This window comes from Dokdonella sp. (assembly GCF_019634845.1).
GTDB lineage: Bacteria > Pseudomonadota > Gammaproteobacteria > Xanthomonadales > Rhodanobacteraceae > Dokdonella_A.
In genome coordinates, this window is record NZ_JAHCAQ010000021.1 from 1 (window position 1) to 14,788 (window position 14,788).

General features: G+C 68.3%; 12 protein-coding genes. 8 read left to right on the top strand and 4 right to left on the bottom strand.

Annotation, left to right across the window (positions count from 1 at the left end):
• Positions 1 to 422 precede the first annotated feature (422 nt).
• From KF903_RS13370 to KF903_RS13390, 5 genes are all read left to right on the top strand, one after another.
• Positions 423 to 692, top strand: a complete 270-nt coding sequence (locus KF903_RS13370; RefSeq protein ID WP_291215774.1) for a BrnA antitoxin family protein — start codon at positions 423 to 425, stop codon at positions 690 to 692.
• Between the two features lie 114 nt (positions 693 to 806).
• Positions 807 to 1,640: a CPBP family intramembrane glutamic endopeptidase gene (locus KF903_RS13375; RefSeq protein ID WP_291215776.1), complete on the top strand. Its 834-nt coding sequence runs from the start codon at positions 807 to 809 to the stop codon at positions 1,638 to 1,640.
• A 501-nt stretch (positions 1,641 to 2,141) separates the two neighbouring features.
• The gene (locus KF903_RS13380) at positions 2,142 to 2,825 is read left to right on the top strand and encodes a DUF4386 domain-containing protein (RefSeq protein ID WP_291215779.1); all 684 of its coding nucleotides are present in this window, start codon (positions 2,142 to 2,144) and stop codon (positions 2,823 to 2,825) included.
• Positions 2,826 to 2,879: 54 nt separating this feature from the next.
• The gene (locus KF903_RS13385; RefSeq protein ID WP_291215781.1) at positions 2,880 to 3,626 is read left to right on the top strand and encodes an endonuclease/exonuclease/phosphatase family protein; all 747 of its coding nucleotides are present in this window, start codon (positions 2,880 to 2,882) and stop codon (positions 3,624 to 3,626) included.
• Between the two features lie 131 nt (positions 3,627 to 3,757).
• Complete coding sequence (locus KF903_RS13390) at positions 3,758 to 4,837, top strand: sterol desaturase family protein (protein WP_291215784.1); 1,080 nt, start codon at positions 3,758 to 3,760, stop codon at positions 4,835 to 4,837.
• Between the two features lie 161 nt (positions 4,838 to 4,998).
• Here KF903_RS13390 and KF903_RS13395 read toward each other — a convergent pair whose 3' ends face one another.
• A complete protein-coding gene (locus KF903_RS13395; protein ID WP_291215787.1) occupies positions 4,999 to 6,396 on the bottom strand; it encodes a GntP family permease in 1,398 nt (465 codons plus the stop codon).
• 178 nt (positions 6,397 to 6,574) lie between these two features.
• Here KF903_RS13395 and KF903_RS13400 point away from each other — a divergent pair, with 178 nt between their 5' ends.
• Together KF903_RS13400 and KF903_RS13405 are read left to right on the top strand one after the other, a co-directional pair.
• A complete protein-coding gene (locus tag KF903_RS13400) occupies positions 6,575 to 8,869 on the top strand; it encodes a TonB-dependent receptor (RefSeq protein ID WP_291215789.1) in 2,295 nt (764 codons plus the stop codon).
• 97 nt (positions 8,870 to 8,966) lie between these two features.
• Positions 8,967 to 9,977, top strand: coding sequence for a PHB depolymerase family esterase (locus KF903_RS13405; protein WP_291215791.1), 1,011 nt, complete (start codon positions 8,967 to 8,969; stop codon positions 9,975 to 9,977).
• 47 nt (positions 9,978 to 10,024) lie between these two features.
• On the opposite strand, the gene KF903_RS13410 is transcribed toward KF903_RS13405, so the two are convergent.
• Positions 10,025 to 10,507 (bottom strand): SgcJ/EcaC family oxidoreductase, encoded by a 483-nt coding sequence (locus tag KF903_RS13410; protein WP_291215793.1) that lies wholly within the window; start codon positions 10,505 to 10,507, stop codon positions 10,025 to 10,027.
• A 113-nt stretch (positions 10,508 to 10,620) separates the two neighbouring features.
• Here KF903_RS13410 and KF903_RS13415 point away from each other — a divergent pair, with 113 nt between their 5' ends.
• A complete protein-coding gene (locus tag KF903_RS13415) occupies positions 10,621 to 13,917 on the top strand; it encodes a PAS-domain containing protein (protein WP_291215796.1) in 3,297 nt (1,098 codons plus the stop codon).
• Between the two features lie 322 nt (positions 13,918 to 14,239).
• Here KF903_RS13415 and KF903_RS13420 read toward each other — a convergent pair whose 3' ends face one another.
• Complete coding sequence (locus KF903_RS13420) at positions 14,240 to 14,557, bottom strand: hypothetical protein (RefSeq protein WP_291215799.1); 318 nt, start codon at positions 14,555 to 14,557, stop codon at positions 14,240 to 14,242.
• 80 nt (positions 14,558 to 14,637) lie between these two features.
• Positions 14,638 to 14,775, bottom strand: a complete 138-nt coding sequence (locus tag KF903_RS13425; protein ID WP_291215802.1) for a hypothetical protein — start codon at positions 14,773 to 14,775, stop codon at positions 14,638 to 14,640.
• Positions 14,776 to 14,788: the final 13 nt, after the last annotated feature.

Consider the following 14,788-nt stretch of genomic DNA (forward strand, 5'->3'; position numbering starts at 1 on the left):
ACATCGGCAACTTCGTTGTCCGCATCTTCCAGCGCTGCGAGCACGGCGGGGCGCACCTTGGCCGAGCCGGGCGGGATCGCCACGCCGTTCAAGCCGACGCCGCTTCGCGGCGCGGCTTAATTCAAGCGTTAGCCAGCAGAAGCTAGAAAGTCGCGGTTGACAGACGCGTTTTACGTAGCTACGTTAAAGCGTGCGAATCACTTGCGACCCTGCGAAGCGTGAGTGGACTTTGCAGGAGCGCGGCCTCGACATGCTGCGCGCTGGCGAAGTGTTTGTCGGGCCGCACTTCACTCGCACAGATGACCGCCAAGACTACGGCGAGCCCCGCTTCATCACCGCTGGCTGGCTTGACGCTCGGCTTGTCGTCTTCGCATGGACGCCCCGCGGTGCCGCAAGGCGCATCATCAGCATGAGGCATTGCCATGAACGCGAAGCAAAAAAGCTCACACCACATCTCACCTGACCCGGATCTCCCGGAGATCACGGACGACTGGATTGCCGGTGCAGACCTGTACCACGGCAGCAAGCTCGTACGGCGCGGTCGCCCCAAGTCGGAGAACCCACGGCAACTGCTTTCGTTGCGCCTGCCCCCGCAAGTCATCGCCCGCTGGAAGGCCAGCGGCCCAGGCTGGCAGACTCGCATGGCGGAGGCCCTTGAAAAGACAGCACCCAAGATTCGGGCTGCTGGCTAACAAATCAAGCCGACGGCGCTTCGCGGCGCGGCTTGACTCAGGCGATAAGCCGACATGACCGCTCCGCGTGCAACTGTAAATATCGGGCGACGACGAATACGCGTTGCCGGCCGCATGCTCGGCTCACTGCTGCTGGGTGGGGTGGCGGTTCTTGGCTCGATTCTGATCTTTCGTCGGGGCGTACTGCCGCTGATCGAAGCGGCGTTCAATCCCGGGCCCGAACTGCTCAGCGCCTTCAGACGCGCCGGCATCCTTTTGACGGCCGTCACGGGCTACTGGGCTTTCGTGCGCTGGCACGAAAAGCGCGAAGCGACCGAACTGCGCCTGCAGCCGATTCCGCTGATGCTTGGCGGCGCGAGCGGCGCTGCCCTGGTGGCGCTCCCGATGACTGTCCTGTTCGCCCTGGGCGCCTACGAACTGGTGCTGTTTCGCGGCGCCTCGCCGTCGCTGTTCGGCGTGGCAGCACTAATCGGCATCGCGGCTGTCCTTGAGGAGTTGACCTACCGCTGCCTGCTGTTCCGCATCGTGGAACGGGCCTGGGGAACGTCGGTGGCGTTGGCAGTGCAGGCAGTGGTGTTCGCCTTGGTGCACTTGGAGAATGTCGAACGAGGTAGGCTCATCGACGCGGTGACCATGCTGGTCGCAGTGACGTTGGCGGGCCTGCTCTGGGCCACGGTTTTCGTCCTGACGCGCAACCTGTGGGCGGCGGCGGCCAATCATGCGGCATGGAACTTCACCATTCTGCTCGCTGGCGTGCCGCTTTCCGGCATTGAGGACTGGCGCAGCTTGGCGCCGCTCGAAAGCCGCCTTGCCGGGCCCGATTGGCTTACCGGAGGCATGTTCGGCCCAGAGAGTTCGTTGCTGGTAATCGTGTCGACCACGGTCGCGGTTGTGCTGCTGCTGCGCGCGGCGCGGCGGCGTGGGCGCTTCATCGTGCCGGTGGCCTAGTTCGATGCGACACCACCGCATCGCCCTAAGAACGGCATGCAGCGGATGCACTTCGCGCACCGCTGTTGCCGAGCGTTAGCCGTCACAGGAGAGTGGCATGCGCGTTTGTCTGAATCTTCTCACTGCCCTGGCACTGTGCGCACCTGCCAGCCTTTCCTTTGCAAGCCCGCCAGGCTCGTATGAGGTCTCAGCAAAGCTGATCTTGGCCTTGAGTTGACGGCGAGCCGGGGTGACGATTAACAATTCGTCGAAGCCGAACTGGCTTCGTTCCACCAACAACATGGCAGGAACCGCTTGCGATGTGGATGGCTCCACTACGCAAGTCGGCTTAACTCAGGTCAGCGACCGTTCGGGCAGTCTGCGCAAACTCCTCGGCGCGGACGGTCGGTCGTGCTGCCCTCGTGGACGCGCGACAGGCCGCAGCTGACAACGCACCCATGCCGGTGGTGATCCGCAGCCTCGGACGGGCTCATGCGCTCAACTCCCACAGGAAGTCGTTGAATGACCAACCCAATGAAGATCAGCAGGCTCGCCGGCGCGCTGTACCTCGTCGTCGTCGTGACCGGTTTGTTCAGTCTCGTCCATGTTCCGTCCCGGATCACGGTCACGGGGGATCCGAGTGCGACGCTCCACAACATTCTGACGCACAACCTCTTGTTCCGGGCCGGCATCGCGGCGTTCCTGGTCAAGCAGGTTGCGTTCCTGCTGCTGCCGCTCGCGCTGTTCAGGCTACTGCGTCCCGTGCATCGGGACGCAGCGACGCTCATGGTGGCGCTGGCCGTGGTCAGCGTACCGATCGCGCTGGTCAGTCTGGTCAATCGGCTCGACGCGCTCGACATCCTCAGCCGCGGCGTTGTTGACCAATCGCAATCCCAAGCCACATTGGCACTCGCCGCCTATGGCAATGGACTGTTGGTCACGACGCTGTTCTGGGGACTGTGGCTGCTTCCATTCGGCTATCTGGTCATTCGATCCGGGTTCCTGCCGAAGGTCCTCGGCGTGTTCCTCGTTCTTGGCGGCATTGGCTATGTGTCCCAGGTGTTCTGGGAAATTCTCGCGCCGGGCGTGGACTTCCCGCCCTACGCGCTTCTGCCGGCCGCAGTAGGCGAGATCGGCATCTGTCTGTGGCTTCTCTTGGTGGGCGCGCGCCGCTCCCGGCGAGGCATCGTCCAAGAAAGCGCTTGAGCGAGCGATGCTTGAGCAGGTTCGTCGAGCAGCCATGCGCCACGCCTCGCATGGTTGTTCCTCGCCCCGAGCCGGCTGCCGATGAGGATTCTCGCCCTCAATATCCGCCATGGTGGCGGCAATCGCATTGAGGCCATCGCGCGCTACATCGGCGCTTGCCATCCCGATGTGGTGGTCCTGTCGGAGTTCAGGGACAACGCCAACGCGAACCTGCTGCGCGCGCACTTCGGCCGCCAAGGTTTGCCGTTCTTTGCCGCAGCGTCGGCGGTGCGCAACCAGAACAGCGTCTGCATCGCCTCGAGGATCGCTTTCATCGGCCGCGCCTATCCGCAGCTCGGGCCGGATCACTGCCACCGCCTCATTGCGGCCCACTTCGATGATCTGACGGTGTATGGCGTCTACTTCGCTCAACGGCAGGCAAAATCGACGCTGTTCGATTTCCTGCTTGCAGGCCCGCCGAGCGCCGACCCGGCAGCGCTGCTCGTGGGCGATTTCAACACGGGACGGCACTACGTGGACGAAGCGGCAGCCACGTTCCACTGTGCGCGCCAGTTCGAGTTGCTGTCGCGCGGGCCATACGTCGATTGCTGGCGATCAAGAAACCCCGACGCCAGGCAATTCAGCTGGTTTGCCGACTCCGGGCGCGGCTTCCGCATCGATCACGTTTTTGCGACCACACCCATCGATGCGCGCGTGACGAGCATTCGCTATGACCGCACGCCGCTCACGCAGGCAATCACCGACCATGCCGCGCTGATCGTGGAGTGCGCCAGCGCCACCTCGCGCGACGTCCCGGCCTGATTCCGCCGCCGCAACTTGGCCCGACCTCGGGACAGCCATGAGGCCTGCGTGGGACGCCGCTGCGGGCTGCGGCACGGCACGGCGCGGCGCGACGCCGCAGGCCCGGCACTGCAAGCGAGTAGAATCGGCCCATGTTTGCCTGGTGGCCTGCCCTCGTCGACGCCTTCAACCAGCACGCGGTGCTGCCGCTGCTGGATTGGCTGCATCTGACCCGCTATTTCGGCGATCCGCGCGATGTGGCCGAGGCGCTCATCATCGCCGCGATCCAGGTGCTCATCATCGGCGCGATCTTCCGTCCGCTCGAGTCGCTGGCGCCGGCCGAGCGCTGGAGCGATCGCCGTTACGCCCGCATCGATCGCACCTATACCCTCATCATGCTGTTCGGCCTCAATCCGCTGTTCGGCTACCTCGTGCTGACGCCGCTTGCGCAGTTGGCTGGCGTCGGCGGCAGCGGCAGCGGCAGCGAGGGCCCGACCGGCCTGTTGGCGCTGTTGCCGTGGCTGGCCGATTGGCCATGGCTGAGGTTTGGCCTGTACTACCTGCTGTTCGACTTCACCTACTACTGGATGCATCGCGCCCAGCATTGGCTGCCGTGGTGGTGGGCGCTGCACAGCCTGCATCACAGCCAGCGCCAGATGAGCTGCTGGTGCAATGACCGCGGCAGCTATGTCGACGGCCTGCTGCAGTCGATCGTGCTTGGTGGCTTCGGCGTGCTGGTCGGCGTCGAGCCCGACGAGTTCGCGCTGCTGATGTTCGTCGGCGAGCTCGTGCAGTGCTATTCCCATACCAACGTGCGCTATGGCTTCGGCCGCCTGTTCGAGCGCGTGTTCGTCGATCCCAGATTCCACCGCCTGCATCACATGATCGTCGACGAGCAGCGGCCGAACCTGCACAACTGCAACTTCGGCCAGGTGCTGTCGATCTGGGACCAGTGGTTCGGCACGGCGCGTTATGGCATGCCGCCACGCCCGACCGGCGTGCTCGACCCGATGGTCGACATCGACAACGAGCGCGGTCTCGTCGCCATGCAATGGGGCGCGATCCGGCGCTTCTGGGGCGCGCTGTGGTCACGCGCCGGCTGGCGCCCCGGCGACGTCGGCTTCGGGTCGGACTACGTGCCCTATCCGAGCGGGCACGACAAGCCGCGCCAAGCGCATGGCCACGCGGAGACAGTGGACGGCACCCCGCCGGTCTCGGTGACGCCGCGTTGAGGTCACCCGCGCGTCGGCCGAAGCGATCGAAGCATTCCGCGGGGACAACTGCGCTCGAGATTCGCGCGGCCATCACCCATGTGCCGCCGCCGCTGGCTGCGTGCGATTGCGCCCGCGGGCAGCCCGGCGACAACGCGCCACGCCGGTGAGCGGGGCGTCGGCTAGACGAGCCCGGTCATGCCGTAGACGAGGATCACGAAGAACACGGCCAGCGTCTTGATCAGCGTGATCGCGAAGATGTCGCGGTAGGACTGGCGATGGCTGAGGCCGGTGACCGCGAGCAGGGTAATGACGGCGCCGTTGTGCGGCAGCGTGTCCATGCCGCCCGAGGCCATCGCCGCGATGCGGTGCAGGACTTCGGGCGCGATGCCGGCGGCGGCGGCGGCCTGCGAGAACGAGTCGGCCATCGCGGCGAGCGCGATGCTCATGCCGCCCGAGGCCGAGCCGGTGATGCCGGCCAACGCGGTGACGGTGACGGCCTCGTTGACCAGCGGATGCGGGATCGCGCGCAACGCATCGGCCACCAGCAGGAAGCCGGGCAGGGCCGCGATCACGGCGCCGAAGCCGTATTCGGAGGCGGTGTTCATCGACGCCAGCAGGGCGCCGGCCACCGCCGTGCGCGTGCCGTGCGCGAAGGCCTGGCTGACCGGGCGCCAGGCAAACACCAGCACGCAGGCGATGCCGGCCAGCAGCGCGCCCTCGACCGCCCAGATCGCGGCCAGCTTGCCGGTTTCCTGCACGATCGGTGCGGCGTTGCCGACCACGCTCGGGGCGAAGCTCGTGCTGCTGCCATACCAGTGCGGAATCTGCCGCGTGAGCACGAAGTTGACCACGCCAACCACGACGAGCGGCGCGATCGCGAGCGCGGCCGGCGCCATCCGCGTACCGGCGAACGGCTCGGGCTCGTTGGTGTGGGCCTCGCCATAGCCCTCGCCACGCGCCGCGGCCACGCGGCGGCGCCATTCCAGATAGCCGATGCCCAGCAGCAGCACGAACACGGCGCCGATGCTGCCCAGCCACGGCGCCGCCCAGGTCGTGGTCTGGAAGAACGTCGTCGGAATGACGTTCTGGATCTGCGGCGTGCCCGGCAGCGCGTCCATCGTGAACGTGAACGCGCCGAGCGCGATCGTGCCCGGGATCAGCCGCTTGGGAATGTCGCTGCGCCGGAACAGCTCGGCCGCGAACGGATACACCGCGAACACCACCACGAACAGCGACACGCCGCCATAGGTCAGCAAGGCGCAGACGAGCACGATCGACAGCATCGCGCGGCCGCGTCCGACCAGGCCGATCGTGGCGGCCACGATCGACTTGGAGAAGCCCGAGATCTCGATGAGCTTGCCGAACACCGCGCCGAGCAGGAACACGGGGAAATACAGCTTGAGGAAGCCGACCATGCGGTCCATGAACAGGCCCGTGAACATCGGCGCGACGAGCGCCGGTTCGGTCAGCAGCACGGCGCCGAGCGCGGCCAGCGGCGCGAACAGGATCACGCTGTGGCCGCGGTAGGCCGCCAGCATGAGGAAGGCGAGCGCGGCGAGCACGATCATCAAGGCCATCGGCGGGTTCCCTGCTGCGAAGGCAGCCGGCGCAGCACGCGCGGCCACGCGTGGCAACGAGTATGCGCAGGCCGGCGCGATGGCCCACTGTACGAAGGTACAAGTGTGGCGCCGACGCCAGTCGCCTAGCCTGCGCGCGAATTGGCCGTGCGGCCGGCATCCTTGTTGGAGGGGAACCATGCAACGTCATTTGCTCAGCCTTGCCATCGCCTGCGCCTGCGCCGCGCTCGCCCACCCGGCCCACGCGGCCGCGCCCGCGGCCGACCCCGCACCCGAGCAGGACAGCGCTGCCGCGAGCCAGGGCAACCCGATGACCGAACTGGAATCGATCCAGGTCACCGCGCGGCGACGCAGCGAGAACATCGAAAAGATTCCGGTCGCGGTCAGCGCGTTCAGCGAGGACGACCTCAAGGACCTGCAGGCCGAGAACCTCGATGGCCTGCAGGGCGCGGTGCCCGGCCTCAACATCGTGCAGGGTCGCGGCTCGGCCAACAGCGCCAACATCTTCATCCGCGGCATCGGCCAGCCTGATGCGCTGCAGACCTTCGATCCCGGCGTGGGCGTGTATGTCGACGACGTCTACTACTCGCGCATCCAGGGCGCGCTCATGACCTTGTTCGACGTCGATCACGTCGAAGTGCTGCGCGGTCCGCAGGGCACGCTGTACGGCAAGAACTCGACCGGCGGCGCGATCAAGATCGTCACCCGCGAGCCGAGCGCCGCCACCACCGGCGCCGCCGAACTCACCTTTGGCAACTACGGTCGCGCCGAAGGTCGCTTCTACCTGTCGGGCAGCTTCGACGAGCGCTGGTCGGCCAGCGTGGCCGGCGCAGTCACCGGCAACGACGGCTACGTCAAGGACCCGGTCACGGGCCGTCATTACAACGACGACGACACCCGCGCGCTGCGCGCCAAGCTGCAGTTCCGACCCAGCGACGACTTCAAGGCCACGCTCGGCCTCGACTACACCAAACAGGATGCCGCGCTCACGCTCGGCGCGCCGACCGCGCCGCTGCTGGCCACCAACCTCGTGCCCGGCGTGCCGGCGAGCGTGCTGCTGACGCCACCGGGCGGCGAATACGATTTCCACTCGCGCACCTCGTTCGGCCCCGACAAGGGCCAGAACCTCACCCACAAGGGCGTGGGTCTCACGCTCGACTGGCGCCTGTCCGACGCCTGGGCGTTCAAGAGCATCAGCGCCTACCGCTGGCTCAACAGCGACGCCTACATCGACATCGACGCCAGCCAGTTCGAGCTCGGTGACGTGCTGGTCGACTTCCACCAGAAGCAGGCCAGCCAGGAATTCCAGCTCCAGTACGACAACGGCAGCAACCTGCAGGCGGTGTATGGCCTGTACTGGCTGCGCGAAAAACTGCCCTCGCACCAGGAAGCCTATGCCGACGACCTGTTGCTGCTCGGCACCCTGCCGATCGGTTTCCTGCGCACGATCGACGACGACCAGACCACCACCAGCACGGCTGCCTTTGCGCATGTGAGCTGGGAGTTCGCGCCGAGCTGGACTCTCGCCGCGGGCCTGCGCTACACCCATGAGAGCAAGGACTACTGGCGCACCACCAGCGCCTTCTTCGGTCCGCCGCTGCAGGCGGCCTCGCAGGATCCGCAGGCCGTGATCCCGGCCACCAGCAAGGGCTGGAATGCGTGGACGCCATCGCTGTCGCTGCAGAAGCAGTTCAACGACCAGGTGATGGCCTATGTCTCGGCCAATCGCGGCTTCAAGTCGGGCGGTTTCAACGGCCGCGCCAACTCGCCGACCGAGGCAGCCAGCCCGGTGTTCAATCCCGAGTACGTGTGGACCTACGAGCTGGGCCTCAAGATGCGCTCGGCCGACAGCCGCCTGCAGGGCAACATCGCGGCCTTCCACAGCAACTACCGCGACTTCCAGGCCCGCGTGTCGGAAATCAGCGGTGATCCGAACAACCCGACGTTCTCGTTCCCGGTGCTCAACGCGGCCAGCCTGAAGATGGATGGCCTCGAGTTCGAGGGTGCCGCGCTGCTCGGCACCGGCACGCGCCTGTCGGCGCAGGTCGCCTGGCTCGATGCGCGCTACAGCAAGTTCGTCGATCCGCGCGTGCAGCTGTTCCCGGTGCTCGCCGACCTGCACAAGCACGTGCCGTTCTCGCCGGAGTGGACCGCGCGCCTGGCGGCGACGCAGACGTTCAACTTCGGCAGCGGTGCCGCGATCACGGTCGGCGGCGACGTGTCCTGGCGCGATGACACCTGGCTCAGCGTCGACAACCGTCCGGGTCTCATGCAGCCCAGCTATGCGCTGGTCGGCCTGTTCGGCGTGTTCGATTCGGCCGACGGCCACTGGCAGATCCGCGCCGGCGTGCGCAACCTGACCGACAAGGTCTACAAGACCGACGGCCAGGAGTTCTCGAGCGTGGGCAACATCCAGACCGCCTACTTCGGCTGGCCGCGCAACTACTACATCTCGGCGCGCTACAGCTTCTGAGCGACCCTGGCCGCGGCGGTGGTGTGCATGCACACCACCGCCACCGCTGCGCCATGGCGAAGCCGGTTCGCCGACCAATCCGGTTCTGGAGACTTCGATGCGACTCGTTGCAACCGCGCTGGCGGTGTTCGCACTCAGCGCCTGCGCCGGGCACGCGGCCGACGCGCCGCTGCCCGCGCTCAAGCTCGATCCGGCGCGCACCACGGTATCGGGCCTGTCCTCGGGCGCCTACATGGCGCAGCAAGTCCACGTCGCCTATTCCGACCACATCAGCGGCGCCGCCTTCATCGCGGGCGGCCCCTACCACTGCGCGCAGGGCACGCTGCAGACCGCGCTCGCACAGTGCATGAATCCCGCCGCCGACAAGGGCCCGACGATCGCCACGCTGGCGGCGTTCGCGCGCGCCGCGGCAGCCGCCGGACAGATCGCGCCGCTGGCGGGACTGGCCGGCGATGCGGTGCTGATCCTGCACGGCAAGGCCGACCAGACCGTCGGCGCATCGCTCAGTCGCGACAGCGCCGAGCTGTACCGAGCGCTCGCGCCGCAGGCCCGCGTGCGCGAGGATCTCGCCCGCGACTTCACCCACACCTTTCCGACCGTGGCGGCCGGTGCCTCGTGCGACACCAGCGCACCGCCCTATGTCGGTCGCTGCGGCTTCGACGCGGCGCAGGAAATCTTCACCACGCTCTACGGCAAGCCGTCGCACGCGGTCGCGGACCAGGCCAGCGGTGAACTGCGCCGGTTCGACCAGGACGCCTACCGCGATCACGGCAAGGACGCGTTCCTCGCGCCCACGGGCTACCTCTACGTGCCCACGACCTGCGCCACCGGCCAGCCGTGCGCGCTGCATATCGCCTTCCACGGCTGCCAGCAGAACGCCGACACGGTCGGCGAAGCCTTCGTGCGCGAAGCCGGCTACAACCGCTGGGCCGACGCCTACGACGTCGTCGTGCTGTACCCGCAAACGCGCAGCAGCCTCGTCCCGCTCAATCCCAAGGGATGCTGGGACTGGTGGGGCTACGGCGGCGCGCACTACGACACGCGCGAGGGCCTGCAGTTGGGCGCCGTCGCCGCGATGGCCGCTGCGCTCGGCGCACCACTGCGCTGAACGCACACGCCGGCGCCGCTTGCGGCGTCGGCGTGGCCGGGCGCGGGCTACTGCGGCGGCAGCACCGACGAGTGGTGGCTGGTGATGAGCCAGCGTCCGTCGACCGGCTTCCAGGTGTAGCTGTAACGTGCCGGCACCACCGCGCCGGTGCGCGCGAAGCGGAACGTGTACAGGCCCGCGTCGACCACGCTGTCGCAGCCGATGTCGACGAAGCGCTGGTCGATGCTGCCGCTCGGCGCATCGTGCAGGAAGTGCACGAAGTAATCGCGCTTGTCGGCGGCGCTCAGCCGCGGCTGTTTCGATACCGTCGGCAGCAGCAGCGAGTGCGGCGCGTACAGCGCCACCACCGCATCAGGATTGCCCGACTCGACTGCGCGATTCCATTCCTCGAAGAGGGCCGCCACGCCGGCCTGGTCGATCGGCGTGCAGCTCGCGCTGGCGGTCGTCGCCTGGCGCGTGGCGGGCGTGGTGCCGGCACAGGCGGTGAGCAGAACACTGGTCAGCAGTGCAACGGCAAGATGGCAACGCATGTCGATTCCCCGGTTGAGCGCAACCGCCCGAGTGTACGCGATCGCCGCCACGACCAGCCGCCTTTCATGCTTCAATCGCTGGTCGGGAACCGGGATCCAGGTATCGCATCGTCATGGCCTCATCCGCACCATGGGTCGCAGTGGCCGGGCTTGCCTGGCTCGCGGTGCTGTTCACGGTGGCGCGCTATGGCGAACGCCGGCCGCAGGCTCTGGCGCGCCACTGGCCGCTGATCTACGCGCTCTCGCTCGGCGTGCATTGCACCTCGTGGACGTTCTACGGCACCGTGACCCAGGCCGAGCGTTCGGGCTGGTGGCTGCCGCCCACCTTCATCGGCCTCATCGCCCTGTACGTGCTCGGCAGCGGCGTGCTGATGCGACTGGTGCGGCTGGCACGCGAGCAGCAGGCCAGTTCGCTGGCCGATTTCGTCGCCGCGCGACTGGGCCGTCATGCCGGTCTGGCCGCACTGGTCACGGCGGTGATCGTGCTCGGCATCGTTCCCTACATCGCACTGCAGCTCAAGGCGGTGACGATGAGTTACGCACTGTTCGGCAGTGGCGGCGGCTTCGGCACGCCGGCCTGGCAGGACACGACGTTGTACGTCGCGTTGGCGATGGCGCTGTTCGCGATGCTGTTCGGCACCCGCCGTGCTTCGGCGGCGGCGCACAATCGCGGCCTCGTGCTGGCGCTGGCCTGCGATGCCCTGTTCAAGCTGGTGGCGATGCTCGCGCTCGGTGCGCTGGTGCTGTCGCTGCCCGATCTCGACGCCGCCGTGCATGCCACGCCGCGCGACAGTCGCGGTTTTCCGGCCCTCATGCTGCTCGGCGCGCTGGCCGCATTCACGCTGCCGCACCAGTTCCACGTCGGCGTGGTCGAGTGTCGCGAGGTGGCGCACGTACGCAGCGCGCGCTGGCTGTTTCCACTTTACCTGTGCCTGATCGCGCTGCCGGTGCTGCCATTGGCGCAGGCCGGTGCGGCGCGTTTTGCCGCGCTCGACGTGTCCTCCGACCTCTACGTGCTCGCGCTGCCGCTGGCGCAGGGCCAGCACGGCCTGGCCGTGCTCGCCTTCGTCGGCGGCCTGTCGGCGGCGACCTGCATGGTGGTGGCGGCCACACTGGCGCTGAGCCTCATGATCTCCAACCACTGGATCGCACCGTTGCGCCTGCGCGGTGCCGGCGGCGACCTGCGCGTGGCCGTGCTGCGCCAGCGACGTGTCGCGATCCTCGCGGTGGTCTTGCTGGCCTGGCTCTATTCGCGGCTGCTGGCCGGCAGCAATGCGCTGGCCGACATCGGCGGCCTGTCGTTCTCGGCGCTGGCCGGACTCATGCCCGGCGTGCTCGTCGCACTGTACCGGCCCAGCCTCGGTGCGCGCGCGGTCTGCGCGGGCCTCGTCGCCGGCACGCTCGCCTGGCTCTACGTGCTGGCGCCGACCCTGCTGCCGGCGCTGGCGCCGACGCTGCGGCAAGGGCCGTTCGGCCTCGCGCTGCTGTCACCGCAGGACTGGTTCGGCCTCGGCCACTGGAGTTCGCTGGCGCGCTCGCTGACGGCGAGCCTGGTCGTCAACGTCGGCGTGCTGCTGCTGGTCGCCCACTCGCGCTGGGCGCATGCCGCCGAGCCGGCGCCCGGCGGAATCCTGAGCGGGCAGGCGCTGGCGGCGCTGGCACGGCGCTTCCTGCCGCGCGAGCGCGTCGGCACGCTCGTCGACGAGGATGCGCTGCCGGCACCGCCGACGGCGATCGCGGCGGTGGAACACGAGCTCGCGGCCGTGGTCGGCGCCGCCTCGGCGCGCTTGCTCATGCGCGTGGCGCGAAGCGAGCGCGGTGGCCAGCTCGAAGCGGTGGCCGACATCGTCGGCGAAGCCAGCCGCGACCTGCGTTTCAACCAGCGCCTGCTCGAGGCCGCGCTCGAGAACATGAGCCAGGGCATCTGCGTGGTCGATGCCGCGCTCGACGTGGTGGCATGGAACCGCCGCTACGCGGAGTTGTTCGCCTACCCGCCGGGCCTGCTTGCGGTCGGTCGGCCGGTTGCCGCACTCATGCAGCACAACATTGCGCGTGGCCTCATCGGCGCCGGCGAAGTCCAGGCGCGCGTGCAGCGGCGCCTGGATCACATCCGTGCCGGCACCCCTCACCTGTCGGAGCGACGGCTGGCCGACGGCACGATGGTGGAAATCCGCGGCAATCCGATGCCCGGTGGCGGCTTCGTTGCCACCTTCACCGACGTGACCGCGTTCCGCGAGGCCGAGCAGGCACTCACGCGCGCCAACGAGACCCTCGAGCAGCGCGTGGCCGAGCGCACCGCTGCGTTGGCGCGGGCCAGCGCGGCGGCCGAGCGCGCCAACCGCGACAAGACACGCTTTCTGGCCGCGGTCAGCCATGACCTGGCGCAGCCGCTGCATGCGGCGCAGCTGTTCGCGCACGCACTGGCCGGGCGCGTCGCCGACCCGCTGCAGGCCGAAACCGTCGCCCACATCGGTGGCGCGCTGGCGGCGGCGGAGGATCTGCTTGGCGGCCTGCTCGACATCTCGCGCCTCGACGCCGGCGGCATGCGGGCGCAGCCCCGTCCATTCGCTGCCGCGGAACTGCTGTCGGGACTGGCGGCCGAGTTCCGCCTGCTCGCGCAGGCCAAGGGACTGCGCCTGCGCTGCGTGCCGACGCGCCATTGGCTGCGCAGCGACCCGCAGCTGCTGCGCCGCGTGCTGCAGAACTTCCTGTCGAACGCCATCAAGTACACGCGCAGCGGCTCGGTACTGCTCGGCTGCCGCCGCCATGGGCAGGCGCTGCGCATCGAGGTCTGGGACACCGGCAGCGGCATCGCCGAACATGACCGCTCGCTGGTGTTCGAGGAATTCCGCCGCCTCGATCGCGGTGGTGCCGGGCTCGGCCTGGGCCTGTCGATCGCCCAGCGCATCGCGCACCTGCTCGGCCATCCGCTCACGCTGCGCTCGTGGCCCGGGCGCGGCAGCGTGTTCGCCGTCGAGGTGCCATGCGCGGCGCCCGCCGCGGCCGTGCCTGCCGCGACGTCGCCGCCACCGGCGCTGGCACCGCAGGGCCATGTGCTGGTCGTCGACAATGACGCCGCCGTGGCGGCGGCCACGTGCACCTTGCTCGAAGCGTGGGGCTGCAGCGTGTCGACGGCGTGCGATCAGCCCGGCGCGCACGCTGCCTGCGCCGCGCGCGCGCCCGATCTGCTCCTGCTCGACTACCACCTCGATGAGGGCGTCACCGGCCTCGACTTGCGTGCGCAGCTCGCGCTGCCGTCGTCGACACCGTGCATCGTGGTGACGGCCGACCATGGCGAGAACGTGCGCCGCGCGGTCACCGCGGCCGGCTGCGCGCTGCTGCACAAGCCGCTGCGGCCGCTGGCCTTGCGCGCGCTGCTCACGCGCCTGCTCACCGCGCGCGGACGCTGAGCACGCGGCCCGCCTGTCTGCACGCGCATCGACGCCGCGCGCATCGGACCTGGCGCTGGACCCGGACACCATCCGGCCCATGCGCGGCTTCGCAGCGCCGTTGCCGACGGCGTCGTCGCCCGGCGCGCGACCAGGCGACGCGATGCCAGCGGCGCATGGCGATCGTCAGCGCTGTGCGCCAACGCCACACCCGACAGCAGGCTGACAAGGAGCCAGGCGAAACAAGCACGGAACGCACTGCCGCCGGTGACAGTGAATGCAATGGACATGTCCAGCCGCAGCGTGCGCGGCCCAGCCCAGGTGCGTCGGAAAACGGTTTCCACTACGGCTCCGGGACAGGCGCGATGCCGCTGCGAAAGATGCCTTCATTCACCAGAGGCGCGTCCTGCTCGTCGAGCAGCCACGAGACGGAAACGTGGCCACACAGGGGTGGACCGGAACTGTCAGCAGGCAGCGCAAGGGCCCGAAAGTAGTTGCCGGAATCAAGAGTGCACGCGGCCATGTCGAGGACGGCCCCGGGCTGCGGCTCGAACGCGACGCCGCCGCATGCAGCGTCGCGGTCGCATTGCGTAGGCAGCGGCATGGCGGCAGGGTTGAAACGATGCCCATCGACTGGACCCGGATCCGTCCTGTCGGGCATGGCAGGTTCAACTTCACGACCGCGGCCGGCCCTCCCTGAGGCAGGACGCCGCAAACGTATGCAAGCGAGGTGTCACCCTGTCAGGTGTCCAGAAAATGAACCTGATTGGCCATCACGATGGCCGGATTCGCGCCAACCTGCGCTTTGGCTGGATTGGCCAGAGCGAATCCAATGATGGTCGGCGCAAGCGCGTCACGGCTGGTTTGGCGCACGAACACGGCGCACCTCTTG